This window comes from Bacteroidota bacterium (assembly GCA_016720935.1).
Lineage (GTDB): Bacteria > Bacteroidota > Bacteroidia > AKYH767-A > 2013-40CM-41-45 > JADKJP01.
Map to the genome: position 1 here is coordinate 197,145 of JADKJP010000005.1, position 21,067 is coordinate 218,211.

The following is a 21,067-nucleotide window of genomic DNA, read 5'->3' on the forward strand; positions in this document are numbered from 1 at the left end:
CACAATCTAAAATCACCAATCTAAAATCTAAAATCATTTAATACCAACATAAAATGCCAAATCCGAAACACCGACACTCGAAATCACGCAGAGATAAGAGAAGAACACATTGGAAAGCCGAAGTGCCGACCGTAGCTACTGATCCGACTACAGGACAGCCGCATTTGTTTCACCGCGCTCATTGGTACGAAGGAAAATTGTACTACAAGGGCAAAGTGGTAATGGAAAAAGAGACCAACGCTTAAGCGTTCTTCCACTTATTTGACACAAAGCAGTTGACAAGTTCTTTGAACTGTATGTCAGCTGCTTTTTATTCATTATGTATCTTTCAATAGCTTAACATTTCCCTGGCAAAACAGCATGAGACTTGGTGTTGATATTATGGGTGGTGATTTTGCACCGGAGCAAACGCTTCTTGGAGCAATCCAGGCCTGGAAAGAACTTCCTTCCGAAGTAAAACTTGTACTCATCGGCGATCGTTCGGCGATGTTACCGATTTTGGAACGGGAACAGGTTCCTGCCGATGTTTTTGAAATTGTACACACTACGGAAGTCATTTCCATGTCGGATCATCCGACCAAAGCTTTTCAGCAAAAACAAAATTCCAGTATTACTGTTGGCTTTCATCTCCTGAAAGAAGGAAAGATTGATTCTTTCGCCTCCGCCGGAAATACCGGTGCCATGTTGGTGGGTTCTATGTTCACTGTGAAAGCTATTCCGGGAATTCTTCGTCCGGCTATCGCTTCCCTCCTTCCAAAAGAAAATGGTGGCTGGGGTCTCATTTTGGATGTCGGTGTAAATGCGGATTGCAAACCGGAAGTGTTACAACAATTTGCTTTACTGGGTTCAATTTATGCTCAGAACATTCTGCACATCGCTTCCCCTTCTGTCGGATTGATGAGTATTGGTGAAGAAGAAGAAAAAGGAAATCTCCTGGTGAAAGAAACGCATCAGCTGATTAAAGAAATGAAAGAAATCCGTTTTGTCGGAAACGTGGAAGGAAGAGATTTGTTCAATAACAAAGCGGACGTTATTGTATGCGACGGCTTCACCGGAAATGTTATTTTGAAAGAAGCGGAATCATTTTATTCCATGATCAAGAAACGTGGGATTAAAGACGCTTACTTTGATCGTTTTGATTACGAAGATTACGGTGGAACACCTGTTTTGGGTGTCAATGGCAGTGTGATTATCGCTCACGGAATCAGCAAAGCGAAAGCCATTAAAAACATGATTGTTCTTTCCAGGGATGTGGTGGAAGCGAAATTATCTTCCAAGATTGCCGCAGCTTTTTCCAAAGAAACCGTTTCCTGAATATTTATTCAGAATACAATCCAAAAAAACATTTCCGATTAATTACTGTGTTTTTAAAACACGGAAACTTCTGTTTTTTCCCCGGCTGCTGATTTCAAGCAGATATATTCCTGCAGCCACATCGTCCAGTTCAAAATCGATTGTCCCGGATCCATTCACAGTTTTTGTTAATTGAATTCTTCCCAGGTAATCGTAAAGCTTACAGAAAACTTCTCCATCTATCTTCTCCGAATAAGAAATCCGGATTTTCCCTGCTGTAGGATTTGGAGAAATCACTGCCTGTAAAGGAGCATGTGTCAATTCGATACCGGAAACAAAATATTCATACGCTCCGATATCCGGAGTACTTGGATCCCGTGGATTTCCATCTATATCCGAAGCAATCCAACTGATAGGTGTACCTTGATTATTTAAAACAGGATTGGTGGGAAGCAAAAACGATGGAGATGTAAACAGAGGTGCAATCGAAACACTGTTTGCATCCTGTGTACTGGCACTCTGCCAGTCGGCGAGAGTTTGATAGATTGTCGGATTCGTAGTGCCTTTGACCGCTACATTCCCGGAAGGAACCCAGAAGTCATTGTAATTGCTTTGAAGCACGGTAGTCACTGTTGAAGTAGCGCCGAGTTTCAATGCCGCACGAGTACCAGTACCGGGTTTTGTAATGCTGATCAGGTTATTTTTCAAAACACTATTGGTATTCGAAAGTTCCTCACTGATACCGATGAAGTTTCCCGTAGCAGTAGCTGCATCGTCACCGGAAATCACATTGAAACAAATTTCAGGAGCGGTCGCTGAAGTGCGGATTTCTATGCCGGTAAAATTTCCGGTAGTCAGCGCGCTTGCAGAAATCTCATTATTAAAAACCCGGTGACCGGTTCCATTGAAAAGATAAATACCACGAAGGGTTTGTGTACCGTTGTTTTGCTGAAGGATATGAAATTTATTGTTCTCTATGACCGCGTTAATATTCGCGTTTTGCGCGATCTGTATAGCATTCGCAGAAGAAATAATGTTGGCGATCTTTTCCAATAGATTTCCGGTGATATGAACGCCGTCAGTTTCACGGATATAAATTCCATTGTCAGCGAAATCAGCAATGTAGTTATTGGCTATTTCTATTTGAGTTGCAAGACTCGCCGCGTCGCCATATACTGAAATACCATAACCTCCGCTCGTAATATTATTTTCGGCAATTAAAATGTTGTCAAAATTTCCCGGGTCCAGAATGCTGGTTGTTGAACCGGAAGCGACAATTCCTCCGTGCAAAGTGCTGGTTGAATTCATCAGGATGGTATTGTTCAGAATACTTAAATGACTTCCTGAATTATATATCTGGATTCCGTAAAAACCTCCGGTCGACGACGGATCATAAATAATACTCATTCCACGAATCGTCATCCAGGAAACATCTTCCAAACGAATAATGTGTCGATCCGTAGTTGTAGTTGCCGCTTGAAGGGTAGCTAGATTGCCTTCAATAGTAACTGTTGCTGTAGGACCTGCGCCCGGAATAGTATGAAAGGTCACTTGTTCTGTATAAGCAATGGAAGAATTTACATTGGCTACAACATCACCTGAAACTCCATCTGTACTCAGGCGCGTTGCAAAATCATTGAACGACTGGAAATTTGTTCCGGAAGTTGGAAGAGAACCATCGATAGAATAAGCTCCGGATAAGGGTTGTGCCCGGCTAACCGTTGTCAAAATCAGCAGCATTGGAAGCGCTAGAAGAAGATAGAATTTTGTTTTCATAATGGCTAAGATGTATTCCAAAGGTAAAAAATTCATGACTGAAATAATGTTTTGAATTAATCCCTCTCACATCTATTTCCCGGTTCTCTCAGAGAGTTTTCTCAGATGTTAAAGGCATTATCGGTCCATTTCTTCATATTTCCTGTACTCCTTCACATTCACAAATTATACTAAATTTGCTCCTCAATTTTAAAGTATGTCCAAAATCACTGCAGCTATTACCGCTATTGGCGGCTACGTTCCGGACTATGTACTCACCAATGCTGAATTGGAAAAGATGGTGGATACTACCGACGAGTGGATCACCTCACGCACTGGAATTAAGGAAAGAAGAATATTGAAAGGTGAGGGCCTTGGCACTTCAGACCTTGCTGCTCCGGCCGTTAAAGAAATGCTCCGGAAAAGAGGAATCGATGCTTCTGAAATTGAATTGTTGATTTGTGCCACTACCACTCCTGATTTCGTTTTCCCTGCTACGGCGAATATTGTTTGCGACAAGATCGGAGCAAAAAACGCTTTCGGTTATGATATTTCCGCCGCTTGTTCAGGATTCCTGTATGCGCTTGTAACCGGTTCCAAGTTTATTGAATCAGGCCAATACAAAAAAGTTGTTGTTGTAGGTGCGGACAAGATGTCAAGCATCGTCGACTACACAGATCGCACAACCTGTGTACTTTTTGGTGATGGCGCAGGTGCCGTTTTACTTGAACCGAATACGGAAGGATTTGGTATACGGGATTCAATTCTTCGCAGTGACGGATCCGGACGAGTATACCTTCATCAAAAAGCCGGAGGTTCTGTGAAGCCACCGTCCCATAAAACCATTGACGCAAAAGAACACTACGTTTTCCAGGATGGTCAGCCGGTTTTCAAAGCGGCTGTGACAAGCATGGCTGATGTCTCCGCAGAAATAATGGAGAAAAATAATCTGAAAGCGGAAGATGTTGCATGGTTGGTTCCGCATCAGGCCAACAAACGTATCATTGATGCGACTGCAAGAAGAATGGGTGTCGGCCCTGAAAAAGTCATGCTGAATATTGAGAAATACGGAAATACAACCAGCGGTACCATTCCGCTTTGTCTGGTTGATTACGAGAAACAATTAAATAAAGGAGACAACCTTATCCTTGCGGCCTTCGGCGGAGGATTTACCTGGGGGAGTGTTTGGGTGAAGTGGGGAGTTTAATTTGGTTTCGGGTTCTGAGTTCCGGGTTCCGGGTTTGAGGTTTGAGGTTTGAAATTTTTTTTTGGTTCGAAGTTTTTTGGGGTTGAGGTTCAGTTATTTTTTTCTGATTTGATTGGTTGGAGATAGCAGCGACATATTTCAAATCAAGTCCTGGTACTTGGTACCTGGTACCCAAATCCCAAATCCCAATAAAATCATTTCCCTCCATTAATACCACCTTTTCGCCTTTTATCTTTTCAATAATCAATCTTTAGTTGTCATTTTACTGATTTATTAATCATTTAACTATCATTATTTTAATAATCTCCTTTAATTTTCAGCTTAAAATTATCCAGCTTTTTAGTGGTTTTTCGGCAGGTATTTTTGCCTCTTTTTGGAATTTAACGTAGGTTTGAATTCCTTTCCCCGATTCCAACCATCGGGAAATGGAATGGGTACTCAACCACCACACATGAAGCAGAAAAAAACTCCGGCTACTAAGCCTCAACCACAACCCAGCGTAGAATCTATGAACCTCAAAGACATTGAAAGTCTCATCAAATTTGTCCAGAGTAGCGGTGTGAGTGAAGTCAGTCTTGAACAGAAGGATTTCAAAATTACTATCAAGACTACTCATGGCGCAGTAATGCATGCCGCTCCGGCTGCACCCGCTCACCATGTTGTTCATGCACCGGTTCATACACCGGCTGCTGCTGCACCGGCTCCTGTCGCGGCACCACCTGCTGAAAAAGCAAAAAATGCCGAAGAATCAAATTACATCACCATCAAGTCTCCGATGATCGGTACGTTTTATCGTACACCATCTCCCGACAAACCGGTATTTGTAAATGTTGGAGATGAAATCAAGCCGGGAAAAGTGCTGTGCATCATTGAAGCGATGAAATTGTTCAATGAAATCGAATCTGAAATCGGCGGACGCATCGTAAAGGTTTTGGTCGACAATGCAACTCCTGTAGAATACGATCAGCCATTATTCCTGGTAGATCCTTCCTGAGCCGGTTCAATCGATTAGCATCATTCATTGCTCCGGACCAGCATTCCGGAAATGTTTTAGAATCCTGATTTACTATGTTTAAAAAGATATTGATCGCCAATCGTGGCGAGATTGCACTCCGCATTATCCGTACCTGTAAGGAAATGGGCATCAGTACGGTTGCAGTATACAGTACAGCCGACAGGGAAAGTTTGCATGTTCGTTTCGCGGATGAAGCGGTGTGCATTGGCCCGCCACCGAGTCGTGATTCTTATCTCAATATCCCGAGAATAATGGCCGCAGCGGAAATTACCAATGCGGATGCCATCCATCCGGGCTATGGTTTTCTCTCTGAGAATTCCAAGTTCAGCGCGATTTGTGCCGAGCACGGAGTGAAATTTATCGGAGCCACTCCTGATCAGATCGATCAGATGGGAGATAAATCAAATGCAAAGGAGACAATGAAAAAAGCCGGTGTCCCTACTATTCCGGGAAGCGACGGACTACTTTCTGATCTCAAAACAGGATTGAAAATCGCCAAACAAATCGGTTACCCGATTATCCTGAAAGCTACTGCCGGTGGTGGTGGCCGCGGGATGCGTATCGTTTGGAAACCGGAAGATTTTGAAGCAGCCTGGGAATCCGCACGCCAGGAAGCCGGTGCCGCATTTGGTAACGACGGAATGTATCTCGAAAAATACATCGAAGAACCACGTCATATCGAAATACAAATTGCAGGTGACCAATATGGAAAAGCTTGTCACCTCAGTGAGCGTGACTGTTCAATTCAACGTCGTCACCAAAAACTGATGGAAGAAACTCCTTCACCTTTCATGACTCCTGAGTTGCGGGAAAAAATGGGTGAAGCCGCTATCGCCGCCGCACTCGCTGTGAAATACGAAGGTGTTGGTACGGTAGAATTCCTCGTCGACAAACACCGCAATTTCTATTTCATGGAAATGAATACGCGGATTCAGGTAGAACATCCGATCACGGAAGAAGTCATCAACTACGATCTGATCAAGGAGCAAATAAAAATCGCGGCGGGAATTCCAATCACCGGAAAAAATTACTTCCCGAATCTCCATGCGATCGAATGCCGCATCAACGCGGAAGATCCATACAATAATTTCCGTCCATCTCCCGGCAAAATCACCACACTGCACGTTCCAGGCGGACATGGTGTACGTGTTGACTCACACATTTACGCGGGCTATGTGATTCCTTCCAATTACGATTCCATGATCGCGAAACTGATCACTGTCGCACAAACGCGCGAAGAAGCGATCAATACCATGGAACGCGCGCTAAGCGAATTTGTCGTTGAAGGCGTAAAAACAACGATCCCTTTTCACCAGCAACTGATGCGTAACGAAGATTTCCGCAATGGAAATTATACGACGAAGTTTTTGGAGACGTTTAAACTTGAAGAATAGGTTCTGGGCTTCGAGTTTTAGGTATTAGTTTTTTTATTGGGAAAATGGGCATTAAAATGTTAACAGCATTTTATTGAAGCGCCAGCTCCCAAGCACTAACCACTAAACACTAACCACCAACCACCAACCACCAACAACTAATACCCCTGATACTCCCTATAAATCTCCTGAATAAAAGCCTGTCCGCGGTGGAGTGATTGTTTCAGGAGTGTGCTATCGGGATTCGGGCTTTGGAGAATGAGGTCTTTTCGATTGTACGAATACACGAGCCAGTTTTTTTCTTCGATCCAGCCCAGAACATGTTCCATCTGGAAATAAGCGAAGTTTGTTGCTTCAGGAGCCATTAAATTTTTACTCCAGTGAAATTCACTTGCATCCAGACCGAGTTGCGGTAAAAGTGTAGCAGGTAAATCCTGATGTCCTCCCAGTTTGGTGATCTGGATTCCACGATACTCTGGTTTGATGGGTTCACCAAACAAGAGCATCGGAATATGCCGACTATTTGGATACAAATCATTCCGGTGTTTCGGTAACAAATGCCCGTGATCGGCAACGAGGACGAAGAGTGTATTCGCGTACCAGGATTCTTTTTTCGCTTTCCTGAAAAACTCGCCGATACACGCGTCTGTATATGCAGCGGAGTTTCTGAATTTATTCGCTTCATCATTTCCGGGAAAACGTACCGGTCCGGGTACATCAAAAGGCTCGTGATTGCTCAGCGTCATGGTCACCGAGAAAAAAGGTTGTTTCACATGGGAGAGATCGCTCAATTGTTTGTTGAACACATGTTCATCAAAGATTCCCCATTTTCCTGAAGGAGTAGCTTTGTCAAAATCCTGTTGCTCGAGGATGACATCAAAACCCTGATTGATGCAATAGACATTGAGATTTGAGAAATTACTTTCTCCTCCGTAATAAAATGAAGTTGTATAACCGTTCTTTTCGAAAACTTTTGGCAGCGAAGGAAGTCTGACCGATTTCTCAGATGAACGCATGATCGAATGATACGGAGTTGCCGGCCATCCGTTCAATACTGATACAATACCCTGATCCGTTCGCGCTCCGCTGGAATAAATATTGGAAAAGGAAACACCTTCGCTCATCAGTTGTTCGATCACCGGAGAAATTCCAGATTCTCCACCCAAAGAAGCGACAACATCAGCAGTATGACTTTCGAGAATGAAAATGACAATATTGGGATGTTCGACAGAAAGTATTTTTGGAAATGAATCTGCATTTGAACGATACAAATTTTTAAGAATTTCCTCCGCTTCTTTTTCGGGCATTGTTTCGAAAGGATTTTCATCCGTGAGTCCGGCTGCACGAACATCATATGCGAGATGCCAGACCGGATTGATCGCGACCTGGTTGAGGAATTGTTTTTTGGAATAATACACAAGGCTTTCATTCATCGGCAACATTTGCCATCCTCCACGGATACCGAGGATAAGCAATCCCGCCATCCCGACGAGAAATATCGCCTTTTTTGCCGGCAGATTTTTGACCTGTCCTTCAAGATCCACATTGTTTAATTTCCGGAGAATGAAAATTTGCAATCCCAACAAAAGCGCGATTGTAAGTAGCACCAGGACCAATTGCAATGTGCTTAGTGATACAAATATTTCTTTGGGATCGGAGAGATAAGTCAACGCTCTGTAATTAATCAGGCTACCCCAAAAATGAAAAAGCAAGATGTTGCCGATACAAATTAAAGTCAGCAGCACAGCGATGATTAGATGATATACAAAGCTGATCTTTTTGAAAACTGTATTTCGAAAAGGAAAGAGACAAAACAAAACCGGAAGAACCAGCAGATATGAAAGTACTGAGAGGTCCATCCTGGCTCCGTGAAGGAATCCCGGAAGAATTTCCGTTAGCGCCAATTCACCCTGGTTTCTTTGATTGAAAATAAAAAAGCAAAATCTCCAGAATGCAAAAAGGATCACATAATAACATGTGATCCTTAGAATATATTGAAGTTGTTTATTCACGAGCCGGGAGAATTTATCCGGCCTGAATTTATTCTTTGACTAATCGAGTCTTTTGAATTTCCAAACCGTTCTCCAAAGTTACGAAATAGACTCCTTTGATAAAGGAATCCAGGCTAATTGGAAGACGATTTACTCCTTCGTGGAGATCAACCTTCTTTGACAATACAACCTGCCCCTGTGAATTAAAAATCTGCACTACGGCTGTGCCTTCAGTTTCAGTACTGAATACAACATCCATATTGTCCTTCGCAGGATTGGGTTGAACAATGAAGATATTTGATTTGGATTCAAAGCGAACCGGAACAATTTCAGAATAACTGAATTTTCCGTCATAATCTGTTTGTTTCAATCGGTAATAGGACAACCCTTTTGAAGGTTCACCATCAATCGTTGAATAAACTTTTGTTTGGGTACTATTACCGGCTCCATCTACCATTCCGATGGCCTGGAAATCGATTCCATTTTTGCTGCGCTCAATAGTGAAATAGTCATTGTTTGTTTCTGTCGCGGTTGTCCAGCTGAGTTTCACCATGCTGTTATCCGGTTTCGCGCTGAAGCTCAACAATTCTATTGGCAATGGTGTTACAGAACAATCGAGTGAAGCGCCATTGGTGAGGAGCCAGTTCAAGGAGAAACCGCTACCACCGGGACTCCATTTACTTACTACGAGTTGATAGGTTTCCCCTGTAGTCACTCCCAGTTCATTTGTCCAGCCATTACCACAGGCATCTTCGCTATTATCGGATCCGCTGTTGTTCACTCCGCAGGCATTTGTATTTGTACTCAAATTAGACGCAGAGTTCATCCCGGTATTTGGAAAGGCTGCCCAATTGCCGGCATAGGAACAACGAATCGGGGATCCAAGTGAACCACAAGTTGGGTTTGGTCCAAAGAGCGCGAAGTCATAATCATCAGCAGTGGTATTCGGTGCGATTGTGAATCCTAATTTACCTCCGGATTGAATTTTGATGGTATACCAGTTGGTATAATTTTCTGTTGGTACACATGCACCGGAGAGGTCTGATGACAAACCAGGACCGGTACTTGCATCCGTAATTGCCTGGTTACTACAAATACCTGTTGAATTGGCGCAGTCACTATTGTCTGTACCATTCGGTCCTGCTGCATATGGAACACAATCGAAAGTTGCGACCCATCCTGCACGATTCGTGCTTGAATTGGAATTAAAACGAACTGTGATACATCCGCTTTGATCAGTAGAAATATACGGACCGAGACCAACAGACATACAAGCCTGGTAAGTGTTCACCGGTCCGCCAAACCATGCCGACCCCCCGTTAAATTGAGGGCTATTTTGAGTTGCACCGTTTAGAATTTCCAGATAATCATTCGGAATGCCAAAGGTGGTAGTGTTATCAGTATAAAAAGACCAGAACTGCATGCGCAATGCTGTGCCGGGTTGATCCGGACAGAAGGTACGATAGATTCCATTTACATTGTTCGAATAGTTTCCGCCGGTTCCGCCATCATCGGTAAATGTACCGGAACAAGTATTAACCATATTGGAACCAACATACGTTCCCAACATTCCCGTTGTTGGCGCAGTATAGGTTGCCACACCTGCCGGTGCTGTCGGACATGGAACACAGGAAATAATCGCGCTCCAACCTGCTCGCGTAGTACTGGCATCTGATTTAAAACGAAAGGTAAGACAACCGGTGGTAGAAATAATTGTCGGAGGCAATGTTGTTCCACTGTACACTCCGATTCGTGTAGCAGCTGTAGATGCTCCATCAAAAATTGTCAGCGAATCTCTGCCTGCTTGAGTATTGAATGACGTAAATACAAACATGAGACAGTTTCCTGAGTTTGAACAGAACGTTTCTACTAAAGTCTGGTTATTTGCATAAGTTCCACCGGAACCTCCCGAATCAAAAAAGAGGCCGGAACAAGTATTCACCGTGAGACCATTGGTCATGTTGTAATTCCCACTGCAGGAAACACAGGAAAGTGTTACAGCCCATCCGCTGCGTGTATTACTTCCATTGGAAACAAATTTGAATGTGAGACAACCACTGGAAGAAGTCAGAGCCGGCGGCAGCGTACTTCCTGAAAAAGTTCCCAATACTGGATAAGTATTATTAGGTCCGTCGTAAACGGTAAGGATATCATTTCCGCCTTGTGTTCTGAAGGCTGTGAAAGTCGCTACTATGCATGTAGATGCATTGGAACAAAAGCTTATGGTGTAATTCTCGTTGTTCGCATAATTACCTCCGGAACCTCCGGAATCATAAAACGTACCTCCGCAGGTGCTCACAGTAGTATTGTTGGATGCCGCGTTTAGAAGATAGGTCTGAGCATTTGTTGTTCCGGTGAACACCAATAACAATACAGAACAGATCAATAAATTGTAAAATAACTTTTTCATTGGCCTTCAATCTTTAGAATAAACACAGATCTCTTTTGGGGCATGAAGAGAGTTCTTTGCTTATTCTTTTTTAGTTAAAAGGCTTGAATTAGTTGAGATGAAATGAAGCAAAATCCTACATCAGTGACTAGGATTCTATCTTGTCAATTTCTTGAAAAACATCTCATTTTTCACAAACAGATGGTACAAAGATGGAAATGAATGGACAAAAACGATGGATTCTCTTCATTTTTGTGTTTCTGTTTTTATACCGCTCATCCTTCATTTTTCGAAATTGGTTAAGCGGCATAACCAATTCTAATGCAGGTTATTCGTCTATTATTTTCGGAAACCTGAATAAGATTGGTATACAAGTCTTTTAACTGGTAGAGTTTACACATTTAAAATCCCGAAGGGATGAAATTATTATAGAACATACAGTTTCGCGTCATTCCAAAAGCCCGAAGGGCTGACATGTTCACCGAAGTCATGTCAGCCCTTCGGGCTTTTGGATTCAAGGAGTTTGCTTTTTTCTATAATAATTTCATCCCTTCGGGATTTTCGAAAAATGGAAATCCGGATGATTCAGTCCTTTTTGCCTTATTAGTAAAAAGGCCTTTCAACATGAGGACTCCTATGTGAACGGGAGGTTTTTTTGAATTTTGAATCGATCATTTTTTTTCACCAATCAACAACAAAATCAATGCACGTTTTGAATAAGAAAAAATATTTAGTAGCGAAAAAATTAGCAATCTAACCCCGGGCGTAGCGAGGTTACGAGCGAAGCACGGGAAAGGCGGAATTGAAGTGTAAAAAAATATCGTTCCAAAAAACCTTATCATTCTTTGCTTCAACAGCGCTAAATATTTTTCTCAAACTGCGTGATGTTTTAAATCTCTCCATGCATCACACATCCAAGAGTACCATCAATCTCAGTGATGCACCAACCTAGAAACACGATGGCTCTGATTGTCATCCAATATAACTATGTATACTCCCTTTGGTAAACCGGAAATATCAATCTGTGTTTTGTTCATTCCCGGATTGGCGATGACTGTTTCTTTGAGACAAGAAATTCCTTCAGTACTTAGAATCTGCAGATTGTAATTGGTCCGTTCACCGGAACTAAAGATCAATGACACTTCATTACCGGCAGGGTTTGGTTGCAAATAAAAAATGTCATTCTTCTCGCTGAAGTCAACCGGGACTTTTTCGGAGTACGAGAATTTACCGTCAAAATCAGTTTGCTTCAATCGATAATATGAGATGCCCTGGAATGGTTTTTCATCCACCGTTTCGTAGTTCTTCACCACAGTAGTTGTTCCGGCACCATCTACCATTTGAACTGGTTCAAAATCTGTTCCGTCAGCGCTTCTTTCGGTGGTAAAATACTGGTTGTTGATTTCTGAAGCAGTAGTCCAGTTCAGCCTGACAATTTTTGATTCGGCATTCGCCTGGAAAGAAATCAATTCGACAGGAAGCACACTGCAATTCAGTGATGCGCCTCCGGTGAGTGTCCAGTCGAGTGTAAACCCGCTACCTCCCGGAGACCATTTGTTCACGAGCAAATAAAAATTCTGGCCGACACTTACTGCCATTTCGTTCACCCAGCCATTTCCGCAAACATCTTCCGATACATCCGAGCCGTTGTTTGGTAGTCCGCAAATAGCGGTATTTGTTGCCAAATTGTTCGCGTTATTCATTCCGGTATTTCCGGTGTTGGAAGCATAAGAACAACGAACAGGAGCTCCGAGTGCTCCGCAGCTGTTGCTTTGATACATCGCGAAATCATAATCATCTGCACCGACATTCGGTACAATTGTCAACCCAAGATTTCCTCCTGTACTCACAGTAATTTTATACCAGTTGCTGAAATTTTCACTGAGGACACATCCGTTTCCTCCATCGGAAATAATTCCCGGTCCTGTACTTGCATCGGAAAAACTCTGATCCGTACAAACCGGAGATCCAATCAGGCAATCACTGTTGTCTGTACCATTCGGACCATTCGCGCAGGGAACACAATCAAACGTGGTGACCCAACCCGAACTGACCACACTAGCATCAGAGAAGAATTCAAATGTCAGACAGCCACTTTGATCCGTAGAGGTGTAAGGTCCGATTCCTGCACCCATACAGGCTGAGTATGTTGTGAGTGGTCCGCCCCACCAGGCTCCAAGAATTGGACTTCCCTGAGTCGGGCCATTTCTGATGGCGAGGTAATCGATTCCGAGTTCAGTTCCAAAAGAATAAAATTGCGCACGCAAACATTTGCCTGCCTGATTCGGACAAAATGTTCGGTAATAACCCTGGTCACTGAACAAACTACTTGTTCCAATATTGTTGGAATAATTTCCGGCAATACCACCATTGTCGGTATAAGTTCCGCCACAGGTGTTCACCATATTATTTCCAACATAGGTATTTTGCAAACCAACTGTCGGGTGAGTATAGGTTGCTGTACCTGCAGGCGCGCTCGGACAAATTTCACAGGTGATAATCGCCTGCCAGCCGGCATCGACAAGATTTGCATTGGATGTAAAGTTCACAGTCAGACAACCTGAGGACGACAACATGGTGGGAGGCAAAGTTGTTCCTGAATAAGTTCCAATCAGTGGTGATGCGACACTGTTACCATTGTATACTGTGAGGTTATCACCGGTACGTAATGCAAAAGACGTAAACTGAATTTGCAAGCAAGATCCCGGTGTGGAAGAGCAAAATGTTTTTGTGAAATTCTGGTTGTTCGCGTAATTGGCTGCGCTTCCACCGCCATCGAAAAACAATCCTCCGCAGGTATTCACTGCAGTATTGTTATTCATCAGGTAGCTGGTACCACATGCACCACAGGAAATAGTCGCGGCCCAACCGGAGCGAACGGTGCTTCCGTTTGAAACAAAATTAAATGTCAGACAACCGCTTGAAGCGGTGATCGAACCGGGAGATGTTGTTCCTGAAAAAACACCTATCACCGGCGATGCCGTAGTTGGTCCGTCGTAAATCGTGAGCAAATCATTTCCTCCCTGAGTACGGAATGCGGTGAAATTTACCGTCAAACAGTTTCCGGCATTGGAGCAAAACGATTGTGTGATATTGGTATTGTTGGCATAATTTCCTGCTGCACCACCCGGATCATAAAATGTCCCGCTACATGTATTAATGGTACCATTCGCCATGTTGTATGTCTGAGCATACAAATGGGAATCAGCGAAGATTGCCAGTAATATAAAGATCAACACGACCTTTAGAGTATGAGGGTAACTCATTGGGTCTCCTTTCTTCTTTAAAATTTCTCAGAATAAAAGCTGAATACTTCTATCTATTTGGATAATAAAATTAGTTTAATCCTAGGGTAAGGTAAATTTTAAATTGTTAAGAAAATCGTTTGTTTGGTAAACGGCGGAAAAGATGGGGTGAAAATCAGCGACGGATGCGGCTTTCAGACCAATACCGATTCGCCTACCTGCTGGCGTACAGCATTTTTTATTGCCGTAACATCGAAATGGCATTCGGCATACAATTCCTTTTGTTCTCCGTGATCAATGAACTGATCCGGTATTCCGAGACGTGTGATAGCGGATGAATAGCCGTGGTCAAGCATAAACTCAGCGATCGCAGTACCGAATCCTCCCATGATACATCCGTCTTCAACAGTGATAATTTTTTTGAATCTTGAAAAAACGTCGTGCAACAATTCCGCATCAAGCGGTTTCACATAACGCATGTCGAAGTGAGCCGGGAAAAATCCTTCTTTGGAAAGTTCATCGCATGCTTTCACCGCAAAATTTCCGGGATGGCCAATTGTTAAAATCGCTACTTCTTCACCATCACGTACCATGCGTCCTTTTCCAATTGGAATTTCCTGGAAAGGTTTTCTCCAGTCGACCATGACGCCATTGCCTCTCGGGTAGCGTATAGAAAAAGGCGCCGCGGTTTTTTCGAGTTGCGCGGTATACATGAGATTCCGCAACTCTTCTTCATTCATCGGTGCGGAAACGATCATGTTCGGGATGCAACGGAAAAACGCGAGATCAAATGCCCCGTGATGTGTAGGGCCATCCGCTCCTGCAAGTCCACCACGATCCAGACAAAATACAACGTGCAGATTTTGCAAAGCGACATCGTGTACCACCTGGTCATAGCCGCGTTGCATGAAAGAAGAATAAATATTGCAGAATGGAATTAATCCCTGTGTAGCCAGACCCGCGGAAAAAGTCACCGCGTGTTGTTCCGCTATACCCACGTCGAACGCGCGATCCGGCATGGCTTTCATCATGATGTTTAAAGAACATCCGGAAGGCATTGCGGGAGTGATCCCGACAATCTTTGGATTTTTTTCCGCCAACTCTACGATAGAGTGCCCGAAAACATCCTGGTATTTCGGAGGTTGCGGAGCATCTACCTGCGGCTTATATATTTCACCAGAAATTTTATCAAACAATCCGGGAGAGTGCCATTTGGTTTGATCTTTCTCAGCGAGTTCGTATCCTTTTCCCTTAACGGTAAGACAATGCAAAATTTTCGGACCCGGAATGTCTTTCAGATCGTTCATGATTTTCACCAGACGATTCACATCGTGACCATCCACCGGACCGAAATAGCGGAAACGCAATGACTCGAACAAATTACTTTGTTTGAGCAATGTTGTTTTGACCGCGTTCTCAACTTTGGAAGCTATCTCCTGTGCATTCGGACCGAACTTGCTGATCTTTCCGAGTAATCGCCACACTTCATCCTTCATTTTATTGTAGGTATGCGATGTGGTAATATCGGTGAGGTATTCTTTCAAAGCACCGACATTCGGATCGATGCTCATGCAATTGTCGTTGAGTACAACAAGCAGATTTGAATTTTCGACACCGGCATGATTGAGAGCTTCGAAGGCAAGACCGGCGGTCATTGCTCCGTCTCCAATCACCGCGATATGCTGACGGTCGTGTTCTCCTTTGAGGCGGGAAGCAACTGCCATCCCCAAAGTAGCCGAAATAGAAGTTGAGGAATGTCCTACACCAAAGGTGTCGTATTCACTTTCATTTCTTTTTGGGAAGCCACTGATTCCTTTATAGACACGGTTGGTATGAAAAATTTCGCGGCGACCGGTCAGGATTTTATGTCCATAAGCCTGGTGCCCGACATCCCAAACCAGCTGATCATAAGGTGTATTGAACACATAATGAAGGGCTACCGTAAGTTCAACAACTCCCAAAGAAGCACCAAAATGACCACCATTGACAGAAACGATGTCAATGATAAAATCCCGGAGATCCTTGCACACCTGCGGGAGTTCATTTTCCTGCATTTTGCGCAAATCTTCGGGATAATTGATCTTTTTCAGGAGATTACCCGGCTTTATTTCCATCTTTTAATGTGGTGATACAAATATACGAAGAAATAGGGAGATATCAGGACTGCAGCGGATTAGAGCTGTAAATGGAGATCCCGGAAGCTTCATTGTTCTCTCTTTTCCATATAAATAACAACTCAAAGCCTGTTTGGTTTTATAATACCGTTTAATCTTCGTTTTTTTGCGAACGGAATCAGGGGTCGGATATTGAATTTTACTCCATTTATCCTGTTCTCCCTGGTATTTTCCCATCCATAATTTGTCAGAGGGAAAGCAATTTGTTTTAATTCAGGAAAAAAATGAAACCAATTCGGGTAATTGATCTGCTTCGTTCAAAAGAAACCGGGAAACCGACGGAAGTAAAAGGCTGGGTGCGCACCAAACGTGGCAACAAGCAAATCGCCTTCATCGCGGTGAATGATGGCTCTGTTATCCATTCAATCCAGGTGGTTGCTGAGTTGGCTAAGTTCGACGAAGAACTGATGAAGCAAATCACTACAGGAGCATGTGTTCATGTAAAAGGAACACTTGTCGCTTCTCAGGGAAGTGGTCAGGCTGTAGAAATTCAGGCTACTGAAATTATTTTGCTGGGTGGAGCGGATGAAACTTTTCCGTTGCAAAAGAAAGGTCATTCGATGGAGTTCCTTCGCGAGATCGCGCATTTGCGTCCACGTACAAATACGTTCGGTGCCGTCCTGCGCATGCGTCATCACATGGCTTTCGCGATCCATAAGTATTTTAACGATCGAGGATTTTTCTATTTGCATTCACCTGTGATTACCGGTTCAGATGCAGAAGGTGCAGGAGAAATGTTTCAGGTCACAACATTGGATCTGAACAATCCTCCACGCACAGAAGACGGATCAATTAATTTCAAAGAAGATTTTTTTGGTAAGGCAACCAATCTCACTGTATCCGGACAACTCGAAGGAGAACTGGCGGCGATGGCATTGGGTAATGTGTACACCTTTGGTCCTACTTTCCGTGCGGAAAATTCAAACACACCACGACATCTCGCGGAGTTCTGGATGATAGAACCTGAAATGGCTTTCTACGATATCCAGGATAACATGGATCTCGCTGAAGATTTTCTGAAATACCTCATCCAATATGCTTTGGATAATTGCAAAGACGATCTGGAATTCCTCAACAATATGTACGATAAGGAACTTGTTGGTCGTTTGCAATTTGTTGTTTCGAATCCTTTCGAAAGATTGACTTATACAAAAGCGGTTGAGATCCTGATGAATTCCGGAAAAAAATTCGAGTTCCCGGTGAACTGGGGAACGGATTTACAAAAGGAACATGAAAATTTTCTCGTTGAACATTTCAAGAGGCCGGTGATTCTTACGGATTATCCAAAAGAAATCAAGGCATTCTACATGAAGCAAAACGACGATGGTAAAACAGTTCGCGCGATGGATGTATTGTTTCCGTGGATTGGTGAAATCATCGGAGGTTCGCAACGTGAGGAGAATTATGAAAAGCTCATGTCACGCATTACTGAAATGCACATTCCTGAAAAAGATTTGTGGTGGTATCTCGATACGCGTAAATACGGCGCATGTGAGCATTCCGGTTTTGGATTAGGCTTCGAACGCCTGATGCTTTTTGTGACCGGGATGACAAATATTCGGGATGTGATTCCGTTTCCGCGGACACCGAAGAACGCGGAATTTTGATTACAGAGGGACGGGGGACGAGGGCTCCTCTTCCCTTTTCCTAAAAGCTGAATTTTAATTGGAGGGACGAGAGGCGGGGGACGTCACTCGTCCCTCGCCCCTCGTCCCTTTTCCTAAAATTTGAATCGGACAGTCAATCCCATATCCAGCCATTCCGGGCCGGGGTTTAACAATCCATAGTATGGATTTACATCTATGCCTACCGTTACAGGTACGCGGCGGGAATTGTATTCGAGTCCGAATTGCGCGTCAATGCCGGCATTGAGAGCATTGTGATCGTAGTATTCTGGTTCACCGTCAACGATGTGGTAATAATTTTCTTTGAACAATCCGAAGTGTCCGCCAACACCAAATACCATATCCACAGGAATCTGAAGTTTGGAATTGAAAATCGGCACTTGTTTCACAAAGAATGCTTTTCCCATATAACCGGTATTGGCTTCACGGGTAATTGTTCCCCATATTTCAAAGCCGACATTTCCGCGTGCGTCAAAGAAATGTTTAAGGCTCGCACCGGTCGCGAATTTTCCAACTCTTGCACCGAAGCTCGTCGTGTAATCCGCTTTCGCGTTGGGTACTGAGTAAATAGTAATTACCAAAAAAAGAATCGAAAAGATCTTTTTCATAATTCAGGGGTTTTAAGTACTCCTTCTTTACGGAAAAGATCGTGTTTGGGTAACGTTTGATTCAGACGAAATAAGCAGAGATCTTACAGTTTTGTTATTATTTCAAGAAAAGAAATTACAATTTATCCTGTCCTGATAAAAAATATGATTCTACTTCACTGCGAAAGAAATGAAGTAGAATCATATAAAAATTGATGCCCTCAAGCCGGGAATGAATTCCTCGAATCGAATAAGTAAGTATTGATTAACGGACTCAACATGAAATAAACAAACCCTTTTTTCAATGTTGAACAACAAAACGTATTACTTTCTTTCCATCCTCATTCATGATGTTTAGAAAATATATTCCGTCCGGTAAATCCTGCGTTGACAAAATGCAACTATAGGTATTTTGGTGTACTGTTTGTTCGAGAAGAGTCCTTCCACTAATATCAAGAAGGATAATATGTAACTTCTCCATGGAAGCTTGAGAATTCAATTGTATAAATTCATTCGCAGGAGAAGGGTAGATACTGAATAAGGGAGAACGATCGTTTTCATCAACACCAACACCTACAATAAAAAGTGTATCCGTATCCGTACAGATTCCATAATGGGCCGTCAATACAACAGTATAATTTAATCCTGTAGAAAAAACGTGAACAGGATCCGGCAGATTACTGAATGTCCCATCACCAAAATCCCAATTTACAGAATCAGTATTTGAAGACAAATTCGTGAATGTATATGCATTGCCATTGATGATATAACTGAAATCCGCAATGGGAGAAATACTGTTTTGCATTGTAAAACGTCCCCAATAAGAAGGTGTAATAATGGTTCCCACTGTAGGTGTATTCAAACAATCCCAAGCTGTGTTAATTGCCGGTGATCCTGCAATCCAGAAATCACCTGAAGAATGTACATCCAATCCAAAAACGGACCCACTGTTTGCTCCACTGCTGTTGAATTTTACAAAATTGATTGCTCCAGAAGGAGCATATTCACCCACATAGGAACCCGAGGCCTGCGACGAACTTGTATACGTGCCTATTTGAACAACACCATCCATATTTCCTATTACAAAAACATTTCCGGAAACGTCTGATTTTATATTGGTACAATTCACATGTCCGCTTGTTTGAATGTGTCCGGCCCAAACCGGGTTTCCATTCGGATCAAATTTTAATACTCCGGCCACAGTGTTTCCTCCATTCAAATGAAGGGTATCACTGCCATGTACAAAGTCCTGGTCACAACTTGCTGCCAGGTATACATTGCCCTGAACATCCGTACAAGCCCCACCGGTAAATTCGTTAGACACATTGTTTCCATCGGTCACTCTGGCCCAATAAGCCGCTCCATTAGTATCCATGAGTACTACACAACTCTGGTCCATATTTGCTCCGGTGAATGGAATTGCAACTGTATCAACAATCACCGGTCCGGCACTTGAAAAAAATTCGTTCGCGGAAAAAGCCAGATAGTGACCGAAACTCGATATTTTATTTCTTGATGTGCCGATAGAAAATCCAAGGGTATTTAATGGAAAACTTTTTGACCAATTCTGATTAAACGCTGAATCCAATTTAAAGACCGCGGAAGCATTGGCGGCAAAAACATCTGTTCCATTACATGTAATTATCGTCAAATCACTTGTGGCATATGAACGGATAAATTGTCCGTCTGAACCCAGTTTAATTATCTGATGTAAAGTTGAATTTGAATAGGTGGTATCATCCATGATTGTGCTTTGTCCTTCCAAAAAAGCTGAGATGTAAATATTTCCATCACTATCCGTACAAATGTCTTCAGGAGTATCATTCCCATTAGTACCAATGACTTTTGACCAGATATGATTACCTGCCGAATCGGTTTTTATAATCGAAAGATCAATTGCACCAACAGCATATTGTGTATCGGTTGCGACAATAAATCCATCCGAAAATTCCCTGAATGTATAGGCACTTTTATCGTTGTCTGCTGCGATAAGTGATCTGGTAGAATAACCGCTTCCACCTGGAGATATTGTAGATACGTTTAACCATTCCGCACGCTGAGCATTCAGCGTAAGTGCGTGTATTAATACCAATAATGTAAATAGTTTCTTCATGTTACAGAGGATTTAGATTTGAAACAATGTGGGATGATGAGAAAGATTAACTTAAACAGAAAACTCTACTTTATTAAAAACTAATTAAAACAGGAATTCCGGCACAATCAAAGGACATCAACATAAGCCGGAATGACAAAATAATGAAAAAAATGAAAATAAAAACGTTTTTAAAAAACTTTCCATGATTTAGAACGAATTGCTCTTCACTTGTACTGCAAAAGCTTCTGATTTTATTGAATTTTAGGCTATAAAACTGCAGAAATGCTGATGCCCTAAGTCATTTTAATAAAAAATAAA

The 21,067-nt window shown here is 42.7% G+C and carries 13 protein-coding genes; 6 read left to right on the plus strand and 7 right to left on the minus strand.

The window, feature by feature from the left end; all coding sequences use genetic code 11:
* Nucleotides 1-53: 53 nt before the first annotated feature.
* On the plus strand, nt 54-245 hold the full coding sequence (gene rpmF / locus IPP86_07445) for a 50S ribosomal protein L32 (protein MBL0138348.1): 192 nt from the start codon (nt 54-56) through the stop codon (nt 243-245).
* A gap of 115 nt (nt 246-360) precedes the next feature.
* Complete coding sequence (gene plsX, locus IPP86_07450; protein MBL0138349.1) at nt 361-1,314, plus strand: phosphate acyltransferase PlsX; 954 nt, start codon at nt 361-363, stop codon at nt 1,312-1,314.
* A gap of 42 nt (nt 1,315-1,356) precedes the next feature.
* On the opposite strand, the gene IPP86_07455 is transcribed toward plsX, so the two are convergent.
* Nucleotides 1,357-3,069, minus strand: a complete 1,713-nt coding sequence (locus IPP86_07455; GenBank protein ID MBL0138350.1) for a T9SS type A sorting domain-containing protein — start codon at nt 3,067-3,069, stop codon at nt 1,357-1,359.
* A gap of 196 nt (nt 3,070-3,265) precedes the next feature.
* Here IPP86_07455 and IPP86_07460 point away from each other — a divergent pair, with 196 nt between their 5' ends.
* The 3 genes from IPP86_07460 to accC all read left to right on the plus strand — a co-directional run bounded on the left by IPP86_07460 (nt 3,266) and on the right by accC (nt 6,664).
* A complete protein-coding gene (locus tag IPP86_07460) occupies nt 3,266-4,255 on the plus strand; it encodes a ketoacyl-ACP synthase III (GenBank protein ID MBL0138351.1) in 990 nt (329 codons plus the stop codon).
* A 508-nt stretch (nt 4,256-4,763) separates the two neighbouring features.
* The gene (gene accB / locus IPP86_07465; GenBank protein MBL0138352.1) at nt 4,764-5,249 is read left to right on the plus strand and encodes an acetyl-CoA carboxylase biotin carboxyl carrier protein; all 486 of its coding nucleotides are present in this window, start codon (nt 4,764-4,766) and stop codon (nt 5,247-5,249) included.
* Between the two features lie 74 nt (nt 5,250-5,323).
* Nucleotides 5,324-6,664: an acetyl-CoA carboxylase biotin carboxylase subunit gene (gene accC / locus IPP86_07470; protein MBL0138353.1), complete on the plus strand. Its 1,341-nt coding sequence runs from the start codon at nt 5,324-5,326 to the stop codon at nt 6,662-6,664.
* A 137-nt stretch (nt 6,665-6,801) separates the two neighbouring features.
* Here the strand turns inward: accC and IPP86_07475 are convergent, their stop codons facing one another.
* The 4 genes from IPP86_07475 to IPP86_07490 all read right to left on the minus strand — a co-directional run bounded on the left by IPP86_07475 (nt 6,802) and on the right by IPP86_07490 (nt 16,382).
* Nucleotides 6,802-8,655, minus strand: a complete 1,854-nt coding sequence (locus tag IPP86_07475; protein MBL0138354.1) for an LTA synthase family protein — start codon at nt 8,653-8,655, stop codon at nt 6,802-6,804.
* 28 nt (nt 8,656-8,683) lie between these two features.
* Nucleotides 8,684-11,044: a T9SS type A sorting domain-containing protein gene (locus tag IPP86_07480; GenBank protein ID MBL0138355.1), complete on the minus strand. Its 2,361-nt coding sequence runs from the start codon at nt 11,042-11,044 to the stop codon at nt 8,684-8,686.
* Between the two features lie 911 nt (nt 11,045-11,955).
* Nucleotides 11,956-14,289, minus strand: a complete 2,334-nt coding sequence (locus IPP86_07485; GenBank protein MBL0138356.1) for a T9SS type A sorting domain-containing protein — start codon at nt 14,287-14,289, stop codon at nt 11,956-11,958.
* Between the two features lie 173 nt (nt 14,290-14,462).
* Nucleotides 14,463-16,382 (minus strand): 1-deoxy-D-xylulose-5-phosphate synthase, encoded by a 1,920-nt coding sequence (locus tag IPP86_07490; protein ID MBL0138357.1) that lies wholly within the window; start codon nt 16,380-16,382, stop codon nt 14,463-14,465.
* Between the two features lie 284 nt (nt 16,383-16,666).
* Here IPP86_07490 and asnS point away from each other — a divergent pair, with 284 nt between their 5' ends.
* A complete protein-coding gene (asnS, locus tag IPP86_07495; protein ID MBL0138358.1) occupies nt 16,667-18,049 on the plus strand; it encodes an asparagine--tRNA ligase in 1,383 nt (460 codons plus the stop codon).
* Between the two features lie 113 nt (nt 18,050-18,162).
* On the opposite strand, the gene IPP86_07500 is transcribed toward asnS, so the two are convergent.
* Both IPP86_07500 and IPP86_07505 read right to left on the minus strand, forming a co-directional pair.
* Nucleotides 18,163-18,675: a hypothetical protein gene (locus IPP86_07500; GenBank protein MBL0138359.1), complete on the minus strand. Its 513-nt coding sequence runs from the start codon at nt 18,673-18,675 to the stop codon at nt 18,163-18,165.
* Between the two features lie 280 nt (nt 18,676-18,955).
* A complete protein-coding gene (locus tag IPP86_07505) occupies nt 18,956-20,767 on the minus strand; it encodes a T9SS type A sorting domain-containing protein (protein ID MBL0138360.1) in 1,812 nt (603 codons plus the stop codon).
* Nucleotides 20,768-21,067: the final 300 nt, after the last annotated feature.

What these genes read in the sequence shown, in the direction of transcription:
- plsX (MBL0138349.1), top strand. Translation starts at nt 361, where the DNA reads ATGAGACTTGGTGTTGATATTATGGGTGGTGATTTTGCACCGGAGCAA.
- asnS (MBL0138358.1), top strand. Translation starts at nt 16,667, where the DNA reads ATGAAACCAATTCGGGTAATTGATCTGCTTCGTTCAAAAGAAACCGGG.
- IPP86_07460 (MBL0138351.1), top strand. Translation starts at nt 3,266, where the DNA reads ATGTCCAAAATCACTGCAGCTATTACCGCTATTGGCGGCTACGTTCCG.
- accB (MBL0138352.1), top strand. Translation starts at nt 4,764, where the DNA reads ATGAACCTCAAAGACATTGAAAGTCTCATCAAATTTGTCCAGAGTAGC.
- IPP86_07455 (MBL0138350.1), bottom strand. Translation starts at nt 3,069, where the DNA reads ATGAAAACAAAATTCTATCTTCTTCTAGCGCTTCCAATGCTGCTGATT.
- rpmF (MBL0138348.1), top strand. Translation starts at nt 54, where the DNA reads ATGCCAAATCCGAAACACCGACACTCGAAATCACGCAGAGATAAGAGA.
- IPP86_07500 (MBL0138359.1), bottom strand. Translation starts at nt 18,675, where the DNA reads ATGAAAAAGATCTTTTCGATTCTTTTTTTGGTAATTACTATTTACTCA.
- IPP86_07480 (MBL0138355.1), bottom strand. Translation starts at nt 11,044, where the DNA reads ATGAAAAAGTTATTTTACAATTTATTGATCTGTTCTGTATTGTTATTG.
- IPP86_07490 (MBL0138357.1), bottom strand. Translation starts at nt 16,382, where the DNA reads ATGGAAATAAAGCCGGGTAATCTCCTGAAAAAGATCAATTATCCCGAA.
- accC (MBL0138353.1), top strand. Translation starts at nt 5,324, where the DNA reads ATGTTTAAAAAGATATTGATCGCCAATCGTGGCGAGATTGCACTCCGC.
- IPP86_07505 (MBL0138360.1), bottom strand. Translation starts at nt 20,767, where the DNA reads ATGAAGAAACTATTTACATTATTGGTATTAATACACGCACTTACGCTG.
- IPP86_07485 (MBL0138356.1), bottom strand. Translation starts at nt 14,289, where the DNA reads ATGAGTTACCCTCATACTCTAAAGGTCGTGTTGATCTTTATATTACTG.